Annotated in this window: 30 protein-coding genes; all 30 read left to right on the top strand. The window is 43.5% G+C overall.

Features of this window, described 5'->3' with window-relative positions; translation table 11 throughout:
* Positions 1-55 precede the first annotated feature (55 nt).
* The 30 genes from FW757_RS13345 (at position 56) to FW757_RS13490 (ending at position 25,324) form a co-directional block, all read left to right on the top strand.
* Positions 56-643: a glycoside hydrolase family 108 protein gene (locus FW757_RS13345; protein WP_446441298.1), complete on the top strand. Its 588-nt coding sequence runs from the start codon at positions 56-58 to the stop codon at positions 641-643.
* Positions 644-907 (top strand): hypothetical protein, encoded by a 264-nt coding sequence (locus tag FW757_RS13350; protein ID WP_446441299.1) that lies wholly within the window; start codon positions 644-646, stop codon positions 905-907.
* Positions 897-1,343 carry a 3TM-type holin gene (locus FW757_RS13355; RefSeq protein WP_446441300.1) on the top strand — a complete coding sequence of 149 codons (447 nt, stop codon included), beginning with the start codon at positions 897-899 and terminating at the stop codon, positions 1,341-1,343. The genes FW757_RS13350 and FW757_RS13355 overlap by 11 nt, the downstream gene beginning before the upstream one ends.
* Positions 1,340-1,561, top strand: coding sequence for a TraR/DksA family transcriptional regulator (locus FW757_RS13360; protein WP_446441301.1), 222 nt, complete (start codon positions 1,340-1,342; stop codon positions 1,559-1,561). Before FW757_RS13355 ends, FW757_RS13360 begins: the two co-directional genes overlap by 4 nt.
* 1 nt (position 1,562) lies before the next feature.
* Positions 1,563-1,889: a DUF2730 family protein gene (locus tag FW757_RS13365; RefSeq protein WP_064668437.1), complete on the top strand. Its 327-nt coding sequence runs from the start codon at positions 1,563-1,565 to the stop codon at positions 1,887-1,889.
* Between the two features lie 33 nt (positions 1,890-1,922).
* Positions 1,923-2,222: a VpaChn25_0724 family phage protein gene (locus tag FW757_RS13370; protein ID WP_064668436.1), complete on the top strand. Its 300-nt coding sequence runs from the start codon at positions 1,923-1,925 to the stop codon at positions 2,220-2,222.
* 2 nt (positions 2,223-2,224) lie between these two features.
* Complete coding sequence (locus tag FW757_RS13375) at positions 2,225-2,821, top strand: DUF3486 family protein (protein WP_064668435.1); 597 nt, start codon at positions 2,225-2,227, stop codon at positions 2,819-2,821.
* Positions 2,814-4,418 (top strand): terminase large subunit domain-containing protein, encoded by a 1,605-nt coding sequence (locus FW757_RS13380; RefSeq protein WP_446441302.1) that lies wholly within the window; start codon positions 2,814-2,816, stop codon positions 4,416-4,418. Before FW757_RS13375 ends, FW757_RS13380 begins: the two co-directional genes overlap by 8 nt.
* Positions 4,419-4,575: 157 nt before the next feature.
* The gene (locus FW757_RS13385; RefSeq protein ID WP_446441303.1) at positions 4,576-6,129 is read left to right on the top strand and encodes a DUF935 domain-containing protein; all 1,554 of its coding nucleotides are present in this window, start codon (positions 4,576-4,578) and stop codon (positions 6,127-6,129) included.
* On the top strand, positions 6,130-7,611 hold the full coding sequence (locus FW757_RS13390) for a phage minor head protein (protein ID WP_446441304.1): 1,482 nt from the start codon (positions 6,130-6,132) through the stop codon (positions 7,609-7,611).
* Complete coding sequence (locus FW757_RS13395; protein ID WP_446441305.1) at positions 7,608-7,802, top strand: hypothetical protein; 195 nt, start codon at positions 7,608-7,610, stop codon at positions 7,800-7,802. Before FW757_RS13390 ends, FW757_RS13395 begins: the two co-directional genes overlap by 4 nt.
* Complete coding sequence (locus FW757_RS13400) at positions 7,802-8,257, top strand: phage virion morphogenesis protein (protein WP_446441306.1); 456 nt, start codon at positions 7,802-7,804, stop codon at positions 8,255-8,257. Before FW757_RS13395 ends, FW757_RS13400 begins: the two co-directional genes overlap by 1 nt.
* Positions 8,258-8,311: 54 nt before the next feature.
* Positions 8,312-9,529, top strand: a complete 1,218-nt coding sequence (locus tag FW757_RS13405; protein ID WP_446441307.1) for a hypothetical protein — start codon at positions 8,312-8,314, stop codon at positions 9,527-9,529.
* A complete protein-coding gene (locus FW757_RS13410; RefSeq protein ID WP_446441308.1) occupies positions 9,530-10,303 on the top strand; it encodes a hypothetical protein in 774 nt (257 codons plus the stop codon).
* A 222-nt stretch (positions 10,304-10,525) separates the two neighbouring features.
* Positions 10,526-11,704: a phage protease gene (locus FW757_RS13415; RefSeq protein WP_446441309.1), complete on the top strand. Its 1,179-nt coding sequence runs from the start codon at positions 10,526-10,528 to the stop codon at positions 11,702-11,704.
* Positions 11,704-12,612 (top strand): Mu-like prophage major head subunit gpT family protein, encoded by a 909-nt coding sequence (locus FW757_RS13420; RefSeq protein ID WP_170174360.1) that lies wholly within the window; start codon positions 11,704-11,706, stop codon positions 12,610-12,612. Before FW757_RS13415 ends, FW757_RS13420 begins: the two co-directional genes overlap by 1 nt.
* Before the next feature lie 74 nt (positions 12,613-12,686).
* Positions 12,687-13,172, top strand: coding sequence for an HI1506-related protein (locus tag FW757_RS13425; RefSeq protein WP_446441310.1), 486 nt, complete (start codon positions 12,687-12,689; stop codon positions 13,170-13,172).
* Positions 13,173-13,601 carry a gp436 family protein gene (locus FW757_RS13430; protein ID WP_446441311.1) on the top strand — a complete coding sequence of 143 codons (429 nt, stop codon included), beginning with the start codon at positions 13,173-13,175 and terminating at the stop codon, positions 13,599-13,601.
* Positions 13,601-14,017 (top strand): phage tail terminator protein, encoded by a 417-nt coding sequence (locus FW757_RS13435; protein ID WP_446441312.1) that lies wholly within the window; start codon positions 13,601-13,603, stop codon positions 14,015-14,017. The genes FW757_RS13430 and FW757_RS13435 overlap by 1 nt, the downstream gene beginning before the upstream one ends.
* 1 nt (position 14,018) lies before the next feature.
* Positions 14,019-14,768: a phage tail tube protein gene (locus FW757_RS13440; protein WP_446441313.1), complete on the top strand. Its 750-nt coding sequence runs from the start codon at positions 14,019-14,021 to the stop codon at positions 14,766-14,768.
* A gap of 79 nt (positions 14,769-14,847) precedes the next feature.
* Positions 14,848-18,432, top strand: a complete 3,585-nt coding sequence (locus tag FW757_RS13445) for a tape measure protein (RefSeq protein WP_446441314.1) — start codon at positions 14,848-14,850, stop codon at positions 18,430-18,432.
* A complete protein-coding gene (locus tag FW757_RS13450) occupies positions 18,429-18,791 on the top strand; it encodes a hypothetical protein (RefSeq protein ID WP_446441315.1) in 363 nt (120 codons plus the stop codon). Before FW757_RS13445 ends, FW757_RS13450 begins: the two co-directional genes overlap by 4 nt.
* Positions 18,792-18,801: 10 nt before the next feature.
* Positions 18,802-20,940, top strand: a complete 2,139-nt coding sequence (locus FW757_RS13455; protein WP_446441316.1) for a hypothetical protein — start codon at positions 18,802-18,804, stop codon at positions 20,938-20,940.
* A 3-nt stretch (positions 20,941-20,943) separates the two neighbouring features.
* Complete coding sequence (locus FW757_RS13460) at positions 20,944-21,894, top strand: hypothetical protein (RefSeq protein WP_446441317.1); 951 nt, start codon at positions 20,944-20,946, stop codon at positions 21,892-21,894.
* On the top strand, positions 21,894-22,217 hold the full coding sequence (locus FW757_RS13465) for a hypothetical protein (protein ID WP_404699121.1): 324 nt from the start codon (positions 21,894-21,896) through the stop codon (positions 22,215-22,217). The genes FW757_RS13460 and FW757_RS13465 overlap by 1 nt, the downstream gene beginning before the upstream one ends.
* The gene (locus tag FW757_RS13470) at positions 22,214-23,953 is read left to right on the top strand and encodes a hypothetical protein (protein ID WP_446441318.1); all 1,740 of its coding nucleotides are present in this window, start codon (positions 22,214-22,216) and stop codon (positions 23,951-23,953) included. The genes FW757_RS13465 and FW757_RS13470 overlap by 4 nt, the downstream gene beginning before the upstream one ends.
* Positions 23,946-24,170: a hypothetical protein gene (locus FW757_RS13475; protein ID WP_182740215.1), complete on the top strand. Its 225-nt coding sequence runs from the start codon at positions 23,946-23,948 to the stop codon at positions 24,168-24,170. Before FW757_RS13470 ends, FW757_RS13475 begins: the two co-directional genes overlap by 8 nt.
* A 76-nt stretch (positions 24,171-24,246) precedes the next feature.
* On the top strand, positions 24,247-24,423 hold the full coding sequence (locus FW757_RS13480; protein WP_446441319.1) for a hypothetical protein: 177 nt from the start codon (positions 24,247-24,249) through the stop codon (positions 24,421-24,423).
* Complete coding sequence (locus FW757_RS13485) at positions 24,423-24,995, top strand: hypothetical protein (protein ID WP_446441320.1); 573 nt, start codon at positions 24,423-24,425, stop codon at positions 24,993-24,995. Before FW757_RS13480 ends, FW757_RS13485 begins: the two co-directional genes overlap by 1 nt.
* Positions 24,947-25,324 carry a hypothetical protein gene (locus FW757_RS13490; RefSeq protein ID WP_404699115.1) on the top strand — a complete coding sequence of 126 codons (378 nt, stop codon included), beginning with the start codon at positions 24,947-24,949 and terminating at the stop codon, positions 25,322-25,324. Before FW757_RS13485 ends, FW757_RS13490 begins: the two co-directional genes overlap by 49 nt.
* Positions 25,325-26,046 lie beyond the last annotated feature (722 nt).

Consider the following 26,046-nt stretch of genomic DNA (forward strand, 5'->3'; position numbering starts at 1 on the left):
GCCATTAATACGGGTTAACTAACCACAATACCGAAAAACAACAAGGTTTTTCGGTATGATCCCAACTCTAAATTTCTTTAAACAATCGCCAGAAATACAAGCGGCGCTTGCCCCGTACTCGCTTAAATTTGCCCAGTGCATATTAACTATTTTGTATTTAGAGGGCGGTTTACGCCGTGACGGCGGGTTAAACGATATAGCCTCAGACCGTGGCGGCCTTACAAAGTACGGCATTAGTCAGCGTGCATACCCAAACCTAGACATTAAAAATCTAACTCTTGCCCACGCAGTTCGCCTTTATCATCGTGATTATTGGCGTGCAATGTACTGCGAGCAAGTCCCCGCAGGGATTGATTTTATGCTTTTGGATGGCGCAGTACAGCACGGCTCACCCGCCATGACCCAATTAACCCAGCGACTAGTGAACTCAAAGCCTGATGGCCGCATGGGACCAAAAACCTTAGCCGCTATCCTACAGCTCCCAGCGCTTAGCCTGACTGTATTATTCAGCGTAAACCGTGGTCGTAAGTACGCCCGTATTTGCGCGAATGACCCAAGCCAAAAACCAAACTTAGAGGGCTGGTATAACCGCTTGGCTCACGCCTCTGAATACGCTGTTAAACAGCTGTTAGAGGTGAATTAAATGGGCAGCAATTGGGAGTGGTCATATCGCAAAGGCCGCGATGACCGTATGAAACAAGAGGTTGATGCACGTATGCACAACATGCCATTCGATCCGAGCAAAATCCCCCTGCATAGCCACTGCGGCACTATGCAAAGCAACTTTAACAAAGGCTGGCAATCAGTTAGAGCCATCGATGTTCAGCTGCGTGTAGATGGTCAGCAAAGTTACAACAATGCCCGTGCAGCGCTTAAGCAACGTTTTGGAGAATCCAATGGCAATTAGCAACTGGTTTAACGTGGTCGAGCCTGTCACCAACTTAATTGATGATCTGTTTACCAGCGACGAAGAACGCCAAACCGTTACCAACGAACTTAAGCGAATTGAAAACACAGCGCAAAGCCAAGTACTAGAGCTTGAGGGCAAAATAGTAGAGCTACAAGGCAAAGTGCTAGAGGCGCAATCGCAAATTATTACAGCCGAGGCCAAAGGCGAAAGCTGGTTACAGCGTAATTGGCGGCCTATTACCATGCTGACTTTTTTGATTTTGATTTGCCTTGATTCCTTTGGTGTGCTGGCGTTTCGCTTATCTGAGCAAGCTTGGGACTTACTGCAATTAGGCATCGGTGGCTATGTCATTGGCCGCAGCGTTGAAAAAGCTGCACCAGGCGTTAAGCAAGGCATTAAAAACGTTATCGAAAAAGTAAGGAAACCAAATTGAGCAAATTTGACGACGCGCAAAGAATAGAACAACACCTGCTAGATGCTGCGCTATCCATGCATCGAGAAAAATCAAACAAACCAGGTGCAGAGTTTATGCACTGCCAAGAGTGCGGCATTGACATACCCGCAGCACGGCGTAAAGCGGTTAAAAACTGTAGTACCTGTGTTGAGTGCCAATCACTTATTGAAATACAACAACAGCATTACAGGGCTTAGCATGGATTTTATTTTGGAGTGGTACAAAGCCATTTTAACGGTAGGTATTGCCATAGTTGGGGCCGCTGCATTGGCTTGGCTGCGCAGTACCTTTGTTACTAAGAAAGCACATGAAGATATTTCAAAAGCGTTAGAAACCCGTTTAAGCGCTGTCGAGAAAACCATCGAAGACTTGCCCAACTCAGAAGATCTACACGAGCTAGATAAACGCTTGATCGAAGTCAGCGGCAAAATTGACGGCTTAAATCCACAGCTAACCGACCTAAAACGCCTAACTGATCTACTAATGGAAAACGAACTTAGAGGCGCGCGCAGCAGCGATAGCTAAGCCAACAATAATTTACTACAGGAAAAAACCATCATGGCAATGTTACAAGTTCAAGCCGAACATCAACGAATTAGCATTTTAATTGCCCTTAAAGAATCCGCCGATTACGGCGCTAACAGCAGTATGTTAGCTGATGTGCTACAGCGCTATGCGTTGGGTTGTAGTCGTGATCAGCTTAAAACCTTACTTAATTGGTTAGAGCAAAATGGCTATATAACACTCGATAAACTCACAGAAAACACATGGGTTGCCCGTATTACGCAATCAGGCATAGACGTAGCTGAGGGTATAAGTGTAGTGCCAGGCATTAAACGCCCAGGGCCACGAGGTTAACTATGAGTGAGTCAATCCGTAGAGGCCAACCCAGCAAAGTTGATTTACTGCCCGAGGATATTAAAAAGCAGCTCGATTCAATGCTGCGCGACAAACGCTTTAGCCAAGGCGAAATTCTTGACGCGGTAAATACCTTGATCATCGAGTCAGGCTTAGACGAGGGCGCAACCATTAGCCGCAGTGGCCTTAGTCGCCACGCCCAAAAAACCGAAGCCATAGGCCAAAAGCTACGCGATTTACGCGAGTCAACCAAAGCACTTACCGCCGAGCTTGGCGATAAGCCCACAGGCGATACCACCAAGCTTATTTTAGAAATGGGCCGTTCTCAGCTGTTCCGCGCTATGCAGCAGCAAATGATGAACCCCGACGAAGATGCAGCGGTAGACATCGACACCATAAAAGACGCCATGCTCGCAGCTCAGCGCCTAGAGCAAACCGCTATGGCCGCCCACAAACGCCAGCAAGAAATAGAAAAAGCCTATGCGCAAAAGCTCGCTAAAGACCTAGACCAAAAGGTTAAAAACGAAAACTTACCGCAAACCGCAGACGACATGCTGGCCTTTTTCAAACGCGATATATTAGGGCTAAAGCATGACTAGCACCGCGCAAAGTATTACCCAAACTAACGAACTACCGCTTAGCAAAGTCGCAGGTTCTTTAGCGGTTGCCATGGGCACAGACATACTTTTTGGTTATCAAAAAGCATGGATGGAAGACGATGCAATAGTAAAAATTGCCGAAAAGTCTCGCCGTACTGGGTTAACCTTTGCCGAAGCGCTAGACGACGTATTAAGCGCAGCTGCACCCGCAAACGCACAAAACACCTATTACCTTGGCTCAGATAAAGAAATGGCTAAGGAGTTTATAGATGCCTGTGCATTTTGGGCGCAAAAGCTCAACATGGTTATGGGGGAAGTCGAAGAGGGCATATTTGAAGAAAAAGACCCAGACGGCACCAAGCGATCAATCAACACCTTTGAAATTAAATTCCCAAGTACCGGTAAAAAAATAGTAGCGCTAAGCTCAAACCCGCGCAACTTACGTGGTCGCCAAGGTAACGTAGTAATAGACGAAGCCGCATTCCACGACAAGCTAGATGAAGTACTAAAAGCCGCGATGGCGCTTACAATGTGGGGCGGGCGAGTACGTATTATTTCGACCCATAACGGCGTAGATAACCTATTTAACACCCTAATAACCCAAGCTCGGCGCGGTCTTAAAAAGTATTCCGTGCATCATATTCCTATTGATAAAGCGCTTAGGCATGGGCTTTATAAACGTATTTGTTTAGTGAGTGGGCAAGAGTGGACGCAAGCAAAAGAAGACGCATGGCTCGCTAATCAAGTTGATTTTTACCCAACCCAAGATGCCGCTAACGAGGAGCTTTACTGTGTACCAAGCCAAGGCGCAGGCCAATACCTAAGCCGCCGTCTGCGCGAACGTGCCTTAAGTGATGACTGCAAAGTACTACGTTATGAAGCGCCCACCGACTTTGAAAGCTGGACCGAAGAGCAGCGCGTAAAAGACGTAGCGACTTGGTGTAAGCAAAATATTGATGATTTAATCAGTGGGTTAAACCCTGATCTAACCCACGCATTTGGTGAGGATTTCGCCCGTAAAGGCGATTTAACCGTGTTCAGCATCGGTGAGATAAACCAAGACACCAGCCTAACCGTGCCGTTTATAGTAGAGCTGCGTAACGTTACTTACGAACAGCAAAAGCAAATCATGCTGTATATTTGTGACCGTTTACCAAAATTACGTGGCCTTGCCTTTGACGCCACAGGTAACGGTGGTTACTTAGCGGAAGCTGCCAGCCTTAAATACGGCACAGAGTTAGTTGATAGCGTGCATTTATCACAAGCCTGGTATCGCGAGTGGATGCCAAAACTAAAAGACTATTTTGAAACCGACAATATAACGCTACCAAAAGACCAGGACGTATTAGACGACTTAGGCCAAATCAAACTTAAAAATGGTATTGCTCAAGTTGATAAAGGTAAAAACACCGGTAGCGATGGCAATAAACGCCACGGCGATAGCGCGGTATCAATCGCTATGCTAATACGCGCCGCTGAAATGGACGGCAGCGCAATCGAATTTACACCACTACCCAGCAAAGCTGAGCAAAGCGTAAATTGCATGCGGCCAGACCACAGCAGTGATACAGCAAGCGCGCGTAAAGCAGCATGGTAGCGCAGCGCTTTAGGGTGTTTTATCAAGAGATATTCACCGCCCAAACACAGCAATTAGATATAACTGCCGCCAGTTTAGCCAAGGCCCACCAACACACATTAACGCTTGATATATATGTACTAAGCATTAAGCCCATCATTACAGTTAGAGTAAAACCATGACCCAAATAGTAGATATTCACGGCAACCCGATTAAATCAACCGACTTTAAGCAAACTCAAACCGAGCAAGATAGCCGCGTGGGCATGCTAATGCGTCAATTTGCGGAGCATCCAAGCGAGGCGCTCACCCCAGCAAAGTTAGCGCAATTACTAAAAGATGCCGACGCAGGTAACTTAGCGGCCATGGCCGACTTAGCCAAAGACATGGAAGACAAAGACGGCCACTTGTTCAGTGAGCTTACCAAACGCCGCCGAGGCTGGCTTAAATACGATTGGTCAGTAGAACCGCCACGCAATGCTACTGAGCAAGAAGAAAAAGACGCCGCTGCAATCCAAGAAATATTAGAAGATGCCACTTGGTTAGAGGATCTACTTTTTGATTGTAGCGACGCAATACTAAAATCGTTTTCGTGTAATGAGCTGAGTTGGGCGTTTGATGGCGGCGAGCATATTATTACCGGTTATGAATTTCGTGATCAAAACCTTTTCCAAACTCATCCAGATAACCGAAACCAGTTAATGCTGCGCGACAACAGCTACACAGGCCAAGCACTAAACCCGTTTGGCTGGTGCGCGCATATTCACCGCAGTAAATCGGGTTATATTCACCGCACTGGGTTAACCTCAACGGTGGCATGGCCGTACTTATTTAAAAACTATTCAATCCGTGACCTTGCTGAGTTCCTAGAGATTTACGGCTTACCACTGCGTTTAGGTAAGTACCCCAATGGCGCAAGTGATGATGAAAAAGCCACATTGTTACGTGCTGTGCTTAGCATCGGCCATAACGCAGGCGGCATTATCCCGAAGGGCATGGAGATTGAATTTCAAAATGCCGCTAATGGTCAATCAGATCCATTTGAAGCTATGATCAAGTGGTGCGAGACCACTCAAAGCAAAGCGGTATTAGGCGCAACGCTTACCAGCCAAGCGGACGGTAAAACCAGTACAAACGCGCTTGGTAACGTACACATGGACGTACTAAATGACATAACCGAAAGCGATTTAAAGCAAGTAGCGAACACCATTACGCGCGATATAATTTACCCAATGCACGCGCTTAACTCTAAAAGTTACTCAGGCGCACGCCGTATACCGCGCTTTAAATTCGACACCAGCGAAGCCGAAGACATTGCCCAGTTAGCCCCAGCTCTTAAAATACTCACCGAAGTTAATTACCCAATTCCTGCAAAATGGGTGAGCGAAAAAACCCAAATCCCACTCCCTGAAAAGGGAGAGGCGATACTCAGCCTTACCCCAACTGAACCACAAACCGCTTTAAAAGGCTTTGCCGCACTCAAATCAGTACCGCAAAAAGACAACGCCGACTTAGTGGCCGAGCAGCTTGCCGCACAAGCACAAACACACTTAAATAGCATGAGCGATGCGGTAACTGAGCTGGTCAAAAATGCCAGCAGCTTAGAAGAAATACGCGACGGCATACTTGAATTAGAGCCACAAATAAGCACAGAGGGCCTTACTGAGATAATGGCAAAGGCAATGGCAGCAAGTGAGTTGTTAGGCGCACTAGAAGTGGATGAGGGCCGTTAGATGGCTGTTAGATATGGCTCACTGCCATTTGACGATGGCATAAACTTTTTTCGGCAAAAGCTAAACACACCTAGCAGCAGCTGGGATGATGTATGGCAAAGCGCTCACAACCGCGCGTTTATGGTTGCAGGCGTAACCAAAGCCGACATGCTAAATGACTTTTACACCTCGGTTGATAAAGCCATAAGCGAAGGTAAAAGCCTGGGCTGGTTTCAAAAAGAGTTTGATAATATCAAAGCGCGTTACGGTTGGGAGCACAACGGCCAGAGCGCATGGCGTAGCCAATTAATATACGAAACCAATATACGCCAAGCTTACAACGCAGGGCGTGAAGGGCAAATTCAAGCGCTTAAAGCCACACGCCCTTATGCGTTATACAAGCACGGCGATAGCGAAACCCCGCGCATAATACATTTAAAATGGAATAACATGGTGCTACCGGTTGATGATCCATGGTGGGACACCCACAGCCCCAGTAATGGCTGGGGCTGCAAATGTAAAAAATACAGCTTAAGCGAGCGGGAGCTAAAACGCCGAGGCCTAACCGTAGGCACAGCGCCCGATAACGGTAGTTACAGCTGGACTAATAAAAAAACGGGTGAAGAGTTTGAGCTACCATTGGGAATTGATCCAGGCTTTGACTACACCCCCAAGAATACCGCCCAACTTACCAGCCAAGTTAAAAAACAAGTAGCCGAAAAGCCACCGCTTGCTAAGCGTATAGAGGATTACCAAGTAACCCGCATTGTACCATCGGCTTATAGCAGTGCTAAAAACGTCACAGCGCTAAAGCTTGATCCGCTATTAGCCCAGTTAGACAGTGAAGTACTCGAAGGCTTAAACAGCTTTTTAACAGCCAAACAAACCAAAACCGTATTTGTCAATCAAACCCAAATGAGCGCAGGCTCTAAAGCAAATGCAGCAATTCGTAGCGAAGTGGGGGAGTACTTAGGCGTAGATGAATTTTACGCGCGCATGCAATACAGCATTCGTGGCGCTAAAAACTGCGGGGGTTTTACTTCTGTAGGGTATGAGCACATAGTTGTAAAAGTGAAAAGCGCCCAAAACTTAGCTAAAGTTGATATGCAAGCGCTAAAAGACAGTGCTGCACTTACCGTGCAGCGCTCAGCAAACAACAAAGGTGAATACCCGTATAATTGGCACGGTGAAACAATAAAACGTGATCACACTATTTCGCATAATGCAGATTCACTAGATAAACACCAAGCACATAGTTTAGTGTCAACTTGGCTGCACGAACTCGGCCACCAAGTACACTATTACGCAGGCGCACCAGAGCTATTAAAAAATGCGTTGCCTGTTACCTATTACGGTGCAGTGAATAAGTACGAGCAATTTGCGGAGGCATTCACCGCCTGGGCGCTTGCTCGTAAAGAGCTTAAAAAATGGCAACCAGAGCTTGTAAGCTGGATAGACCAACTAGTAAAAGATGCCGCTAAATCACAGGATAAAAGACGATGACATTATTAACCCAAGCACAGCAGCTGCTACAGCAAACCCCGTACACACTACAAACATGCCGTGAATTTGCAAAGCTAGAGCAACAAGCAAAAGGGCAAGAGGCTAACCAAATTGCTGATCTACTGCCCGCACTAATTGCAGGGCTGGACCAGCAAACTCACATGCAAGCATTTGACGAAGGGCTAGTGTAATGGCTGGTGCGCGTATTGAAATAAGCACAGAGGGCGCAACCGCTGTAAGCGATGTGCTCACCCAGTTGGTAAAGAACCTAGATAACTTAGCCCCCGCACTTGGCAATGTAGGCGAACATTTAATGTTGACCCATCGTGATCACTTTGATGAGCAACGCAGCCCAGATGGCGACCCGTGGCAGCCACTAAGCCCAGACTACGCCAAGAGTAAAAAAAAGAACAAAGATAAAATACTCAGGCTAAATGACATATTACGCGACACGCTCGCTTATAACGTAGGTGACGAATCGTTAGAATTTGGTACAAACATGGAATACGGCGCTATTCATCAATTTGGCGGCACTAGCGATATGATCCCGCGTTTAGCTGCTATACCCGCAAGACCGTTTTTGGGATTGTCGGGGGATGATGAAAAAGAAGTGATTGAGATATTAGGTGAATTTTTAATTATTTAGAGTATATATTTGTGTAGAATGAAAAAGTATTTATAGGTTATTTGGAAGGGAATCATGTTAGTAGAAGAAGCTTTTGAAATAATAAAATCAATTAATAAAAACTTTTCTGAAATAAAAGAAGGGCTTAATGAAATAGAGGCTTACGATAAATTAGGAAAAGGGACAAAGCTAATAGCCCAGATTGAAGATTGTTTGAGGGATATTGATATTGAAGTTTCTGAGTTAATCAACGCTATAGGGGACTCATTTTTAACTCAGTATGAAGTGGGCACTTATCGCACTGAAAATTCTTTAATTCAGCCTGATTTAGGCTTATCTAAAATTTCTAACTGTTTTCATAATTTAGATGTTATTTATGAAGATTTTTTTCACTATTACCAGAGTTTTCCTGAAATATCTAAGCGGGATAAAAAGCTTGTTGAATTAGTTTATAAAGAGATAGCTATACTTATTAAGGCTTTCAATTCAACACATGTAGAACTGATTAAGTCTGGTGACCCAGAGACATCTAATTACTCTAAATTACAAAAAAAACTAATAACAGAATCCATGAACATTATTGGTAAAAAATTGGATTCCCAACTAAGTGAACATAAAAAAGTTGTAGATAAATCATTTTTACAATTTGAAAAGGATATGAACAATGTAGATGCCGCAGCTGAGCGTGAATTTAAAGAGTTAAACGCTAAGCTTCAAACTATTAAAAAATCATACGAAGACACTTTAGCTTACCTTGAAGAAAAGAAAGAGCAAATGGATGAAGTTCTAGGACAGACAGCCAATAGAGTAATGGCTCAAGATTATGATTTAAGCGCAGTTGCTGAAAAAAAGGCTGCTAATTGGTTACGGGGGGGCTCTATAACGTGCATGGCTATTATTGTGAGTATTGTTTGCTATTCATTTTATGACTCAACTCACTCTGGCTTTGATTGGGAAAGCTCAATTTTCAGAACAGTGCTAGTGTTTATTCTATCAATACCAGCTGCATACCTTTCCAGAGAATCCACAAAACACCGCGAACAGCAATATAACTATCACCACACAGCGTTAGATTTAAAAGCAATTACACCTTACATTGCATCGCTCCCCGAAACAGATCAAAATCGTATTAAAATTTCAATTGCAGAGAGAATTTTTGCTTCAAGGCAAACCAATGTATCCCGGCAAGAAAGCTTCCCATTAAATACGCAAGACTTGATGATGGAATTAATTAAAAAAGTGAATATTAGCTCTAAAGATGAAGAGCAATCGAAATCAAAAGGTCAAAACTAAATGTTAAGAAAAATAGATAAATATTTAGATGATGTTGTCTCTCCATATTGGGAGTTTCTTCTTTATTTGTTGTTAGGGCTTTTCATGGTTACAGGGCTGATTGTTATTTTCTTTTGTGATAAATCGTTAGCAGATAAGTTTTCTAGTTTTGGAAGCTTTGCAGGTTTATTTGTCGCAACAGCTGCTTTCATATATGCAAGAAGAGAATACTTAAGACAAAGGGGTTTGAATGAGCGAATAGGAATGCAAACAGCATCTCTACCAAAGTTAAGGAATTATTTGGCGAGTAACTTTGTTATGATTGCATCAAACTATCACTCAGTTACAACAGGGTTTAAGGACGAAAATGGTAAGCTATCAGGAGGCCTCAATGAATTGGATGAGTTAGAAAAAAGTGAAATAAGATTTGAAAATGATAGATTAGAAAAAGAATTAGATGAAATCTGGCAAGAATTTGTGGCTCAAAGAGAAAAAGCCTTTTTTCATGAAGCTAAATTCAAATCTAGTTTTGCAGATAAAAACAAAGAACTAGAGAATTTGATATCCAGTCTCCAAGAAGTTTTATTCTTAATTACTTTCAAACTCAAGAAATTGAAATATCGGAGTAACCAAACTGAACTTTTAGCTGAACGTTTAATTGAAAATACATATTATAAGTTATTCATTGAAGATAAATTCAATGTTTGGAGCCAGTTAGATAAATCAGATTATGATACACTACAGATAAATCTCCGTACTATTGTTAATGACGTTATAGAGGCTCTTAAATTTTAGTCATCCTCTTGGTCAAGGCTCTTCTGAAAAGCCTTTAAAGCCGTTTTTAAACAGCGTTTAAACAGAGTTTCATTGCTAATATTGACTCGTGTTTTACTGTGATAAACCAAAATCCTCATTTTAAACTGTAAATACCCCTTATAAATTCCCGAAACACCGCACGGCCAACAATTCCAAATCTAAATTCATACTGAGCACAGATTATTCAAACTGTGCTCAGCCATGAAAAAACCATTTACCAAACAAAGCTTACTTGAAACCACCATAGGATTAGCTGTTTTATCAGCAAACCAGCCGGCTGATTTAGGTTTTGCTGCGTGCCGCTTTGCAAGCGAAATAAACGAGCAGGGTATCAGTGAACGCGTAATGGTGATGCCAGATGGTTATTTTAAATCACACGATGGCCGCCCATTCGATGTGCCAGCCAATGCCTGGTTACTTGACCAAGCCGCATTTGAGCTACTTAAAAGTACAGCCAGCACCCGCACTAACGATTACCATTTTGATTACGAGCACCAAACCCTACACGCCGAAGAAAACGGCAAGCCAGCCCCAGCCAGCGGTTGGTTTAATCCTGCTGATTTAGAGTATGTACCAGGCGAGGGGCTTTATGCTCTTAACGTTCGTTGGACACCCAACGCACGCGCACACCTAAAAAGCGACGAATATCGATTTATCAGCCCTGTTTTTCATTACGACAAACAAACAGGCCGCCCAACCAAATTACGCCATTTTGCCCTTACCAACGACCCAGCGGTAGACGGTATGGACAAAGTAGCCGTTTTGAAGACTTCTAAAACCCATGTTAACAATGGAGATACACCCATGAACGCAGCTCAAAAATTGCTGAGCTTGCTAGGTGTCACTGTGGATGGTGATAACGTCACCGATGCAGATTACACCCAAGCAACAACAGCACTCGCCGCTTTAAAGGCCAAGGCCGACGAAGCCGACACGCTCACCACCCAATTAAGTAACGCTAATGACGCCGTTGCAGCACTTAAAGCCAATAGCCCTAATGCTGAGGTTAATTTAGCTAAGTACGTGCCTGTAGAAACTTACAACGCTTTGCACACTGAAATGGTGGCTCTTAAAAGCAGCAGCGCCACGCAATCGGTTGAACAAGAAGTAAATAAAGCCAAGCAAGACGGCCGCATTATTGCGTCAGAAGTTGAATATTTAACATCGTTAGGTAATCAGCAGGGCGTTGCAGCGTTAAAAGCGGTGTTAGATGCGCGTTCACCCATTGCCAGCCTTACAGCTCAGCAAACCACCAATACACCTAAGCCAGAGCAAGACAAAGACGGCTTAGCAGCACTCACAGCAGAAGATAAGTATGCAGCAGACCAATTAGGTCTAAGCCATGCTGCCTTTGCAAAAGCTAAACAGGAGCAAAACTAATGGCTTTAGTGACCCCAGCAATTTTACAAGCGTTATTTACTGGTTATAAAAAAGAATTTGAAGACGGTAAATCAGAAGCCGAGCCGCAGTATCAAAAAATAGCAACTGTGATCCCCTCAACCTCAGCAAGCAATACCTATGGCTGGTTGGGTAAGTTTCCAACCTTAGCGAAATGGGTTGGTGATCGTAACGTACAAAGTATGAAATCACATGTTTACACCATCACCAATGACGATTACGAGTCAACCGTAGGGGTTGAACGTAACGATATTGAAGACGATAACCTCGGTGTATATGCACCTATTTTTAAAGAGATGGGCAGTGCGGCCGAGATTCACCCCGATGAAATGTGCTTTCCACTGTTAGCTGCGGGATTCACTACCCCATGTTATGACGGCCAATATTTCTTTGATACCGACCACCCAGTTGCAGAAAATGCAGACGGCACTGGTGCAGTCGAATCAGTTTCAAACATGACAGAAGATGCAGGCTACACAGGTGAGGCTTGGTATGTACTTGATTGCAAAAAGGCCCTCAAGCCTCTTATTTTCCAAGTACGCAAAAAGCCAACTCTAGTCGCTATGACCAAGATTGACGATGAGGCCGTGTTTACCCGTAAAGAATATCGCTACGGTGTTGATTGTCGTGATGCAGCTGGCTTTGGTTTCTGGCAGTTAGCTTATGGCAATAAGCGTGAACTTAATGCAGACAATCTATGGGACAGCATTGAAAAAATGCGTGGTTTTAAAGCCGATGGTGGCCGTAAGCTTGGTGTGAAACCTACTTTACTAGTTGTTCCTAGCGGTATGGAAAAGAAAGCTACTCGCTTGTTAGAGCGTGAGCTTGACGCGAATAGTACAAACGAACTTAAAGGCCGCGTAGAGCTGTTAGTCGCTGATTACCTTTAATCCCATCAATAGTTAAACCCTACTAAGTATGGGGCGTTATAGCCCCATACTTTGAAACCAGGAGTAATAATGAAATGGCTAAAACGCTTAAACTCAGCCTTATCTCTGCTGTCATTGTCAGTTGCATGCAGCCAACAGGCTACCGCCGAGCTGGTCTCAGTTTCAACCAAGGTAAAAATGAAATCCCCGCCGATGGTCTTGATCAAGAGCAGCTTGATGCAATTGAAAATGATCCACGCTTATCGGTGCAAGCTATACCGCTCGATGCGAGTACTACGCCGCAATCACAGCTGGACGCAAATAACCTGGGTGCAGATTTAGACAAACCTTTGCTCTATGCAAACGTTGATTACACCCAAGCCCCAATTGAGCTACAACCCGTTATTGCATTGATGATTGATGCACAAATGGAACGTATCCCCGCTTGTATTGACTTGACCTACGAAGCGCCAGGCGAAAACGAAGGTGAAGTTATTAAGGTTAAGGTATCAGCTGCTGATCGTGATGCTGCTTGGTATTGGTTACAAGATGAATTAGCCAAAGCAGGCGAGGGCGAGTAAATGGCTTACGCAACAATAACCGCAATGCAACAGCGCTTTGGCGAGCGTGATCTTATCTATTTAAGTGAGCGCGAAGATGGCCCCGTTGGTGTAATTAATACCGCAGTTATTGAGCAGGCTATAAACGATGCAAGCGACGTGATTAATGGCTATTTAGCTGGGCGTTATGAGCTGCCGCTTGTCACCGTTCCGAACCTACTTGAGCAGTTTTGTTGTGATATTGCTCGCTACAAGCTCGGCACTAACGATGTACCTGAGCATGTAGAAACCCGTTACAAGGACGCAATTAAATTTTTAATGTCAGTAGCAAAAGGTGAGCTAAGTATAGGCGTTGACGCACTAGGCCAAGACGCCAAAGTGCAAGACACCGCCACAATACAAAGTGCTGGCTCAGTATTTGCGCGTGAAAAAACAAAGGGATTTATCTGATGTTTGAAATTACCACTGACTACTTTGCAGCTCAGCACCCGCTTAAACAGGCGCTTGAACAAGTGCCAGGCATTAAGCGCGTTTACTTGAGTGATGAACTAGCAGACATCAAGGAAGACCGCCAAACAACACCCAGCCTTCACTTAATGTATTACGGCGATAATTTACCAGAGAGTAAAAACGCCGGCTATTTAATGAAGCTAACGCAAACATGGATAGTTGTATTAGTTGTTCGTAAGCAAGATAACGCAGGCGAGCACTTAACAAATATTATTCGCGCTATGGCGGGCAAAGTACTTAACGGTACGGGGCCATGGCTTAGAGTAAACACCCCAGCTAAACCTCAATTCACCAGTGGCCACGCGTACTACCCGCTGGCTTTTACATGTCAAATGACTCTTAAAGGAGCGCTTTAATATGAGCGACGGTATTTTATTAGCGGGCAATATTTTTGTTGATCGCTTAAACGAACAAGGCGTAAGCACAGGCCAAATTTTTGGCCCAATTAACACCACTAAGCTTGGTATTAAAACTGAGGCTGATTCAGTAGTCCGTACATCAAATAAAAAGGCCAGCAAAGGCCAAGTGCTAGACAATGTGACAATTGCAAAGCCAGCGGCCATTACATGGGAGTTTGATGATCAACCAGCCGAAATGGTGGCTTTAGCACTAATGGGCGAAGTTGCAGCTATTAACGATGCGGCGGGTACGTTAACAGATAAAGAAGTGATATTACCTGATAATCAGTCGTGGGTTGCCGTTGGTGGTAAAAACTTTACTAATGACGTAGTTGTTAAGCAAGCCACTGAAACCAAAGTCGCAGGCGTTGATTACGAGTTTAATTATGCCCTTGGCATGATCCGTTCAATCAAAGGTGGTTCATTAGCCGCTGGTGGCAGTATTACCATTACGGGCAGTTATAACGCGCGCAGTGGTAAGCGCATTAAAGGCGGTACTAAGTCACAAACACGTTTACGTATTTTTGGTGAAGGCACCAACTTAGCCAATGGTAAGCAAGTCAATTTTGAAATTTACGACACCTCAATGATGCCAACTAAAGAGCTTGATTTAGCCGGCAGTGAGTTTGTAAGTGCCGCACTTGAAGGCACAGCAAAGCTTGTAAATGGCAAAGACGAACCATTTTACATTGACGAGCTAGACGCTTAATCAATTACCTCGTACCAAAAGGCTCAGCCCCTGAGCCTTTTATCCCCCATTTAAACACTGTTTAAACTGAGTTGAACCCATGGCAGATAAAAACCTCGAACTAGCCCTACGCATCGTTGCTGAAGCCACAGGCAAGCAAAATATTGAGCAGCTGGTAACAGAGCTTAAAAATATTGAGCAAAGCGCCGATGCCGCTAATCCTGCTGCTGATAAACTCAGTGAATCACTAGACCAAACCGATAACAGCGCCAAGAAAACCAGCCAAACCGCTGGCAAGCTTGCCAACGAATTAGACGGGTTAGCTAATCAAGCTGATCTAATACGTGCATTTGAGCAGTCAAAACAAAAACTAGAACAACAAGAAATAGCCACAGCGGCGGCAGCTCAAGCCCTCGAGCAATTACAAACCGAAGCCAAAAACACTGATAAGCCATTTGTGCAACTCGCGCGCTCATTAGAAGCCGCTGAGAAAGATTTAACCCAAATGCGCACCGGGCTTACCCAGCAAACCAGTAAGCACGCAGCACTACAAACAGCCCTTAAACGCTCTGATGTTGATACTAATAACCTACGTGCGGCCAAGCGTGATTTAGCAGCCCAGTTTGATAAATCTGGCCGCTCTGTCGATAAGTTTAGTAATGAGCTGCGCACTGGCACTACAGTACAACGCGCTCAAGCACAAAGCCTTGACGGCGTAATTGGCAAAGTTACCGCACTGGCTGCCGCTTATGTGGGGTTTGATCGGGTAGCCCAAGCAGTAAGCCAAGTATTTAGCACCGGTGATAAATTTGAAAAGCTTGGCGTGCAAATGCAGGCGCTTATGGGCGGCATTGCAGGCGGTGAAAAAGCCACAGCATGGGTAAAAGAATTTACTAAAAACACCCCGTTACAAATGGGTGAAGTAAGCCAGGCGTTTGTAAAACTCAAAGCTTTTGGCCTTGATCCAATGGATGGCACCATGCAGGCCATTACCGACCAAGCATTAAAGCTCGGCGGCGGGTTTCAAGAGGTTGAAGGTATCAGCCTGGCGCTCGGCCAAGCGTGGGCAAAACAAAAGCTCCAGGGCGAAGAAATCCTACAAATGGTGGAGCGCGGTATACCTGTGTGGGATTTACTTGAAAAAGTCACGGGTAAAAACACCGTTGAGCTGCAAAAGCTATCAAGCGCAGGTAAGTTAGGCCGTGATGTAATTAAAGGCTTAATAGATGAAATGGGCCGCGCAAGTGCTGGCTCTGCTGCTGCACAAATGGCGCTTTTTAGCGGTCAAGTGTCTAACGCTAAAGACAATATGGAGCAGTTTTATAACCTTATAGCGCAAAGCGGCGCTATGGATTGGTTAAAAGCCAATATTACCGCGCTTAATACTGAATTTGCAGCAATGGCGAAAGATGGCCGTTTGCAAGAGTGGGCGCAAAAAATTAGTGACACAATCGTAAGCACAGGTAATGCAATTAAAGGCGCAGCCACCACGCTTTATGAATACCGCGAAGAAATAGCCACTGTTGCTAAAGTGTGGCTGGCGCTTAAAGTGGGTAACTATTTTAGTAGTGTGATCAGCGGCGCAACCACGGCCATTGCATCATTAAGAACCTACACCGCAGCTATTGGCTCTACCACAGTTGCAACTAACGCCGCAGGCATTGCAGCAACTAAATGGAGTACTGCACTTAAAGCCGTGGGTAAAGCAGGTTTATATACTTGGCTAATTACCGAGTTAATCGACGTTGGTTTACTGTATAAAGATTTACTCGTGGCTGAGGAATCACTCAGGAAGTCGCAACAAGCAAGTGCAATACAAGCCAAAGCATTAGCAGATGAATTACAAATGCTGGCTAACTCAACGGGTTTGATCATCCGTAATTCAGCCGAATTAGACGCATTGATAGAAAGCGGTAAGCTAGTTTGGGACGAAGCCACCCAGCGCTATATAAACCTAGACTACCAACAACGTAAATTAGCCGAATCCACAGCAGCTGCAACAGAGGCCGAGCGCCAGCGCCAAGAACTGCTTACGCTCTCACTGCCCGAAGCTCTTAAAACGATTCAATCATTAGAGCAGCAGGCCACAAGCTTAGATGGTGTAAAAGTCGGCGTTGATGGCTTTATTCAAAGCATAGAATCTGCCCGTGTTGCAATTGCCGGCGCTGGTGAACAGTACCAGGGCCAGTTAGCCATTTTAGATGCGCTAAAAGTAAAGTTTGAAGAACACGGCGCATTACTCGAGCGTCAAAAAATATTTGCTGGTGATGTAGAAAAAGCCTATGCCGAACTAGGCTTAACATCATCAAAAGCGCTCGATGATACCGCTAATAAGTTACGTGCAGCCTATGAGCTAATGCAAGAATCAGAGCAACCATTAGCCGTACAACGCCAAGCCTATTTAAAATGGGCTGAGGCTGCCATTGCCGCCGCAGACGCAACAGATCAAACTGTGCCCTCAAGCATTCAAGCCGCCGCTGCTGCACTGGGTTTAACTAAAGAACTCGATAAACTCATTGAAAAAGCAAATGCTTTAAAGCCAGTTACTGACACAAACAGTGACGCAGTAAACCGCTTTACCCGCGAGTTAGAGAAAACCCGCGACGCAATAAAAACCAATCAGCAAGTAATGGCGAGCAGTACCGCCACCGCTGAGCAAAAAGCCCAAGCGCAAGCCGCGCTGAACATTCAACAACAGCGCTTAACTAACCAAACAAGTGATTTAACATGCGTTCAGCAGCTAGAGCTTGCAAGCTTAGGTGAATTACAACGCGAACATAGCCGTTTAACAGATGAACTTGAGCGCTTAAATGATCGCTATCAAGCAGGCAATTTAACAGCGCAGCAATACAACTATGAAAAGCAACGCTTAGGCGATGTGTTAAGTGTTGTAAATAATCTACTAGGTGATTTTAAAGGCGCACAAGATGCGGCCACTGCTTCCACTCGAGCTGGTACGCAAGCCACTAATGATCAAGTTAAAGCGAACGAATCAGCATCAAAAAGCCTACGTGAGCAAAAAGAAGAATTAGAACGTGTTGCAGCCTCTGCAAATCGCGCATCAAGCAGTGTAAATAAATACAATCAATCGCAACGTGCCAGCGTAAGTGACGTAGTAGATTATCAGGAAGAGAACGGCCGCAGCCCTTACGATTTAGACTCAAAAGAGATCAACGAAGAGCGCGAACGCCGCGCTTATGCTGACACCCAAAATACCCAATTTAATAAGTTTAGCGGCCAAATTGATAACGCCAGCAGTAGCAAAGCGCTGACTGAGTTATACAACAAAATCAATAAGCAGCTTACATACCTAACCCGTGAGCAAAAGAGCACATTAAACGCAGCTATTAGCGCACAACAGCAAGCGATAAAAGCGCAAAGCACAACTCAAAAAGCTGTTGAACAAGTGCAGACGTATACGCCTGCATCAACGCCAAGTTATACGCCGTCAACAAACAATTATACGCCCAGTAATAACGCATCTAACGCCGATTTAAACAGCCTTACAGCTGCTGTGCGTGAATTGATCACCGTGCTTAAAAGCCAGCAGACTTTTACTAGTAACACCAATGGCAAAACCGTCCGGTTAGAACTTGCATTGCCTGGCGGCCAATCCGCCAATTTATTAGCTCAGTTTGAAGAGCAATTTTTACAAAAACTTGAACAGTTGAGTAACACCCAATGATTTTAATAAATGCACAAAGCCTGGATAACTTTGTTTGGCTCAATGAGTTTGATTATTTGCCAGTAGCCGAGCAAACCGAACGCGCATTAAACGGCGCTCAGCACATTGAAAAAACACCGATACCCGCAGGCCGCCCAATCTATTTATACAGTGATTTTGAAGACGCTAGCATATTTACACCATTGCATGAGCATGCACAAACAACCCTTACAGCGTTTGAAATAACCATACGCGGCACTGTGTTTAATGTGGTGTGGGACCACAGCCAAAAAGCCGTAGAAGCCGTGCCGCATACGCATTTTGCAGATGCCGGCCCAGCCCACTTTCAAAACATTAATTTACGTTTAAAAACCGTTTAAAGGTCCGATAATGAAAAGAACCGATTTAAAAATATTTGAACCGCAGCGCATTGGCAACGAGCCACACGCAGGCGGCCACCGCACAAGCAATGCAATTGTTAGCGGTAAATTAAACGCTGTGTTTAGCTCAATCAGTGACATTGACCATGCGCGATCATCATTTGATCTCGTTAAATTATATCCAGCGCTTAGCACAGACGATTCAAGCCGCTTGCAAGACGCGCATATATTTCTAAGCGATCAACCAGATGACCCGCTTGTAAACGTGCTACTGGTAGAAGCTAAAGACCTAAAAGACACCGACACAGTTGCAGAAATGCTGCCGTATTTGGGGCTTGCTAGCACTAAATTTCACGGCACTAGCTTAATGACTGGTGCAGTTGACGCACAAGGGCAAGAGCTAACAGTAGAGTCAATCACACGTACGCTAACGCCAAGTATTACCACAGTTAATACAAAGATAGGACTTAAACCAGATTCAGAGCCATTTAGTATTTACCGTACCCAGCGCATTTTAAGCTACGGTGAAATTACAGAAATAAACCTGAGCGTTGAGGACTTCTTAGAAGCTGAGCCTACATTTTATGGTGAGTATCAATACACCTGGTATTACGATACAAGCTACTTGGATCAGCCAAGCAACGTGATAAGAGGTGTTAAAACACTTAAAATTAATGCTGGCACTGGCGAACTTAATTCACTGCTTTATAAAAATGGTACATTCTCTTGTGCAAAATTGAACCCCGCCGTGGCTAAAGACCAATACTTCACGCTTTACTATGTATCAAATCAAGATTTTAGGTTTCATTCATTTACAACGAGTACAGTAATCACCTTGGGCGCTGGTGAAACCGTTTTAAAAGGCTCGGCTAAGCTCAAAAAAACGGGTGACGAAACAGTCTATAAAGACGATAGCCAAGGCCGTTTTATCTCAGGCGGTTATGTGTTTGCGACAATTGATTATGATACTGGCGTAATCACAGAAATTGATAGCGTTGATTATAACGGCACAGTAACCGAAAACCTTGGCGCATTAATTCAAAAAGGTGCGTTAACAATCAATGCTAAGCGCTGGCAGTTACCGAGCAGTAACTTTGCGCGTGACTCGGTTTATATTACGTTTGAAACCGCAGCGGGTGCCACGTTCTCAGCGTCTAGCGATTTAAGTGGTAATATCACAGGCACTAACTGCACGGGTACAGTAAGCGCAACGGGCTATGTAGATTTAGCATTTAGTGAAGATGTTAAGCCAGACTCAATTCGCTTTGACTATGACGAAATTGAAGTAACCACAGTACCCGCGCCGCCGGGTGGCTTTGATACATCAACGCTACCGAATAACGGCACGGTGCGTATATTCCATACGTTCAACCCAATCAGCGTACAAAACCGCGAGCGCACAGCCGTTGCAACGTTATCAAGCGGCCAAACGATTAACGTTTTAGCTGATGCTGATTTTATCGATATTGTTGACAGCTTAGGTGCTAGTTTGTGGTCTGTAACTGATGATAACTACAGCTACGATGCTGCAACAGGTGACATCACAATAAACGCGGGAATAAGCGCATTTTCACCGCCGTTTATTATCACTGCAATACAATCAGAATTAGCGCTAATTGACGCAATCGACAGCAACACATTAAGCCTACTAACACCGTTAAACCGCGCTTATCCCGCAGGCGCAACGGTTAGCAGTGTGCAAGTGCTTGGTGACTTTCAAGCCCAAACCAAAGACGAGCGCACATTAGCCGCTTGGCAAAACAATTTTGGTGATTTTGGCGCAGCTGCATCAAGCGCAATAAACACCACTCAATACCCAATCGAGCTTACAAATATTGGCGCAATAGCCCAGCGTTGGGCAATCGTTTTTACGTCAACCACTGCGTATAACGTGATCGGCGAATCAGTCGGTAACATTTACAGCGGCGACACGCTAAACGACTGTGCGCCGATTAACTCATTCGCAGGCGCGCCGTATTTTATATTACGCGCCGATGCGTTTGGCGCAGGACTAAACCCGGGTGAAGCGTTTTTATTCGAGACTCTAGCGGCTAGTAAACCAACCATGGTTACACGCTCAGTATCACCTGGTCACTCTGAAATAGTGCGTGACAATTCAACACTCAGTTTTCGTGGAAATAAGGACTAAATAATGGCAACACCAGTAACAGTATATCGTTGGGATGATGTGGGCGCACCGCAAATAGTCGATGGCAAACCTAGTGAATACATGAATGTATTAAAAAAATGCTTAGTTGAAGGTTACGGCACGAAAGCAGGGCTTGGTTGGAGTGTAGTTGAGGAAGTTGCCAGCCCACCATATTTGGCTGTAAAAAATGACATTAATGTTGGCAGCGGTGGTGTTGCTATATTATCTGCATCCAATGATGCCGCTGGTCAAAGCACAAAAGTATATGGGGTTCAAGATTACATTGATCAAAATACACAATATAGAAGCAGCCCATTTTCAGGATTTGACCGTAATTCGACTAGCATATATATGATAAATAAATGGATCTTAATTGGTACCGGCAGAGCGTTTTACTTTTTTGTATATTCAGAATATACAATGGGTTCAAACGCAACGGGTGCACGTTCTGTAATCTCATTTTTTATGGGGGATTTTGATTCATTATACCCTAATGATCCCGCTACATTTACTCATATTGCAGGGGCAATAGATTCAACATCGAACCAGTGGAATTATTCATTAAATAATAAAATTTCAGAGTCCAACCTGTCATCAATATCCCGAATTCACCCAATTGATGGTACAGAACAACCCTTAACGTTATCTTTAGTTAGCTTATTTGGCACATCTGCGCATGTAAATGGTGCATATAATAATCAACCTAATATAACCATCTTATCACCTTGCTATCTTATGATGGGAAATGGTTCTATCAATAGCTCTGCTTCTTATCAAAATAACATTAAGCCCTATGTTAGAGGTATATTACCCGGTTTGAACATAGCAAATTCGGCCGGTTATAGGTCAGATGCTCAGCCAGTTATTAAGATCCTGAATAATGCTAATCACTATTTAATACCGTCGACTCAGTCTTACACTGGATGCGCATGGATTAACTTGGAAGAATGGTAATGCATAAACCTAGTTTCATACTACTCATACCCGACAGTTTACCCCTATCATTTATTGATATTGATTGTGATCCAAGTGCTGAACGTATAATTATTGTTAACAGAAAAAATTTTGAACTGATTGCACATAAACGTATAGAGCAAAGCCGCTTTACAGCAATTCTTAAGTTTGAATATTCGATATCTAACGATTTAATGTGCATCATGTTAGATGATAATAACGAATTTAGCGCAGCTATAGCAGATAACGTACAGCCAATGTTGATAAACTTAATCACATTTGACCCAACTAACCCATTACCCTACGAGCCGCCACCCGCATGATTGAATTACGTTTTATTAATCCATATCAGGTTAATAAATCGCCACTAAAAATGCGTTTTGGTGATGACACTGGGCCAGTTGATCCACCGCTACCAATCTTACAAGCTAACATTGGCATCGAATCAAGTTTAAGCTGGTTAAACCCACCATTAATCACGCAAGTTAAAAATTTAGCATGGCAAACACTTTCAGTTAAAACAGAGTTTGAAACTACGTTTACCAATGCTGAATTAACCCTTATTAAATTTAGTCTGGACTGGCAAACCACCGCATTAGTTACAGCACAAAATAGCGTTACATGGGGCAACAGCGGCTATGTATCAAACCACATTCAAATGCCGTATAAAATCATCACAGCAATTGAATATAACGAAAAGGATTTTAACTGGTTAACTCAGCTAGACGTTGAACATACCGAGCTTAAACAACAGTGGAACAGTTCAGAGCTATTAAAAACAGCTCGCGAACTGCATTGGCATGTTAAGTCACTTTTAGAGTCGCGTGAGCTGGTAATACACTACGGTGAAACTGATAAAGAATACATTTGTTATTGGCGTAACCATCCGTTTAAAGGCTATGTCAATTTAGAGTTCACAGAGCCAGCAGCGGTACACAATGGCCGCTTAGTCATGCGCTTTAACAACCCCGACAAAGTTTGCTATTGGGGCCTGCCCGGCGGCTTAGTGCGCGGTGATGATGACGTACCAACCATTGATCGCAAAATCCCCATAGAACCCCAGCTAAGGAATACATATATCATGCAGCCAACCATTAATTGTGTGCGTGTTTCAGACGATTTAAAAATACTGATCAACAGCGTTAATTACTCTGTATCTCGCGGTCAATTTAGCGCAACAGCTAATATTAAATTTTGCTCACGCATCGACTTTGAACGCGCACTGGGCCACGAACTTAAAATCTCGTTAAATGGCTATGACTTTTATGTGATTTGTGAACAACCAAGCACTAGCAACCGCTTTGCTAATCAAAGCTATAGCGCAAGTTGTCGCAGTCGTTTTGCGTTACTATCTAACCCGTATGCCCGCGCTACAAACTACGCTAACCCAACCGCTAAAACATTAGCGGGGATCATGTCTGACATACTCGTTAATACGGGGTGGTCACTCGATAATAAAATGATTGATTATCCAATCCCTACTGGCGCGTTTACCTACACCAATTTAACCCCAGCAGCGGCAATGTTAAGCGTTGCTAAATCAGTCGGCGCAATACTCGATATTAACGACGCAACTAAAACTGTCTCAGTCGTCCCCGCATGGCCCGTAATGCCATGGGACACAGCCAATGCAATATGTGATGTCATTTTAAATGATTCAATCATACTTGAGCACAGCACTAGCCAAACAATAAACCAAGAGCATAACGCGGTATTTGTGCGAGGTGAACAGCAAGGCGTAGCGTGTAAAATCAAACGTGCAGGTACGCTTGGCGATCAGTTTGCTAATGATGTTGTAGACACGCTAATCACCCACAATCAAGCTGCACGCCAACGTGGAACGTGTGAGATGGCTAACAGTGGTAAGAAACAAAATACAACGATAAGAACCAAGCTTTTAGATGACTTACCGCCAATTCGCCCAGGTATGTTGGTGGGCATTACATACGCAGATTCAGTATTTAAAGCCACATGCGACAGCATGACTATTAATGCAAATATCAGCGACCAAGGCGCTATTACAGTTAGCCAAACAATACAGGTGGTAAGTAATGTCTAATACATTAAACCGACTCGGCTCAGTACTCGATAAAACCCAGCGCACCATAGCAACAATAGTCACAGTTAACACAAACGGCACAACACTAGTCGAATACAGCGACAGCAGCCAAAGCGTTGTACTAGGTGATAGTGTTCAAACAGGTGCGGTATACGTAGAAAATGGGCGCATAGTAGGCGCTGCACCTCTACTACCTTTTACTGAAATTGAAGTGTAAGTTTGCGAGGTTGTTGTAAAAATAGAAACGTTAATGTAGATTTTGCGCGCGTATTTAATAATAAAGGAGTTTAAATATGAAAATAGATAATTCAATCAACCTATCTAATGCGAAAGAACTAAATCAGAATAATAAACCACAGCAAAAACCAGCTATGGATCAGAAGGTGGATTTTGCCGCAGTCCTAGAGTCAGAACAAAAACTGATGAATGGCGGCGGTGGACACCCAGTCAAAGATAAAAAACCTCAATAATGGAGCTGCCAACTATTGGTGTGATTTTAAGTTATTCATTCAATAAACTTGAGTTAATCGCTTTTATAGTTGCGTTTATATTGGCGTTCTATCGAAAACCTAAAAGTTATTCTATTGCTATTTCAGCGGGAGTTATGTCTGCTGGATTGGCATTAGGTGATTACCTGCACAGCAATGTATTAAGTCTGTTAGTTATTGATGACCAAATTTACTATTGGTACTTAGTATGGGCAGTATTCTCGCTTTTTCAGGCTTTTACGGTAATAGGTTTTCATTGGTTGTTTGGTGTAATGTTTAACGAACTGGTTAAACTGGTGTTTATTACTATGGCCATAAACGCATTTTTAAACACTTTAATGTTTATTGATCGCAACATTATGGGATTGAATCTTAGTGGTAGGCCAAATGAATACAGTGACGATAGTTGGTTACTTTGGGATGTTTACAGCATAGGGATTAACGCAAATCTTTTGTTTCTTGCACTAGCGTTGCTATCCCGAGGCGAGTTGAAAGGTAAGTTAGTATGGATGTTCTTATTGTATTGTTGTTGCTTTGCGGCATTGTCGCTTTAGGCGTTTTTTCTTATCGTTTCTATATGCTAGAGGCGATGGTAAAAATACCCGAGAGGCATTTGCAAAAAATTACTGATGAATCGTTATCAGAGTTATGCAGTTTATTAAGTCAAGAAGGTGTGCCAAAGGATATTGTAGATTTAGTACGTAATCGTAAGCTAGCGAGCCGTACGTCCCATTTAAAGCACTTTACTAATAACCCTCACGGTGAGTTCATCGAGTTGATTAGAGGTGCTGAGGAGCTCATAGACAGGCAATATGAGACAGGTGAAGACCTATCACAACCTATCTCTGCACTTCTCAAGTTGGCCAAGACAAATACCGAATAAAAAAGCAGCGAAAGCTGCTTTTTTATTGTCCGCCTTTTATCGCCTAGCCCCGCGCGGCGTATATGATAAAAAAAGGTTTATCATTTTAACCCGTGTTAATTATCAGTTTAGGTCGGCGGCTACAGCTATTGTAACTAACAGATCTAAATGATAAACAGGGAATAGATAGGAATAGATGGGAAAACGCGGGAGAAATAAGGGTTTAAGCCCAGTTTAAGTAAAATTAAGTGCGATCTTAAAAAGTGCGAAAAAGTGATAAACGAAAGTGCGAAAAAATGATAAACACGGCTTAACATGAGTAAATAAATAACTGATAAATCTTGCCATTAAATCCTAGAGCAGGCTTACAGAGTACGTTTGCAAAGCCTTTTAATGTAATTAAAACAGCTTTAAAAGCCTTGTTTTTTAAAGTGCGATCATTCGCAGTTTAAAGCGCGAAGTGCGATCAAAAAAATAAAGTGTAAAATTTAATGTTAACCCTTTTCAAATCAATTGTTTAAATTTAATTTATCTGTTTTTATTTATAATTGGATGCATACATAATTATGCATGCAAAATAATTATGTATGCACTTAATTTCGCGCTTTAAATAGGTACACTACAAGCGCTTAAACTCCCCATAAATACAAATTTGTATGCTTAATTATGTATTTATTTATTGACAAGTATTAGAGCTTACCACCATACTATAAGTCTCTCAAAATCCAAAAGCGGTTTCCGCA

The organism is Pseudoalteromonas sp. 1181_04, assembly GCF_052850545.1.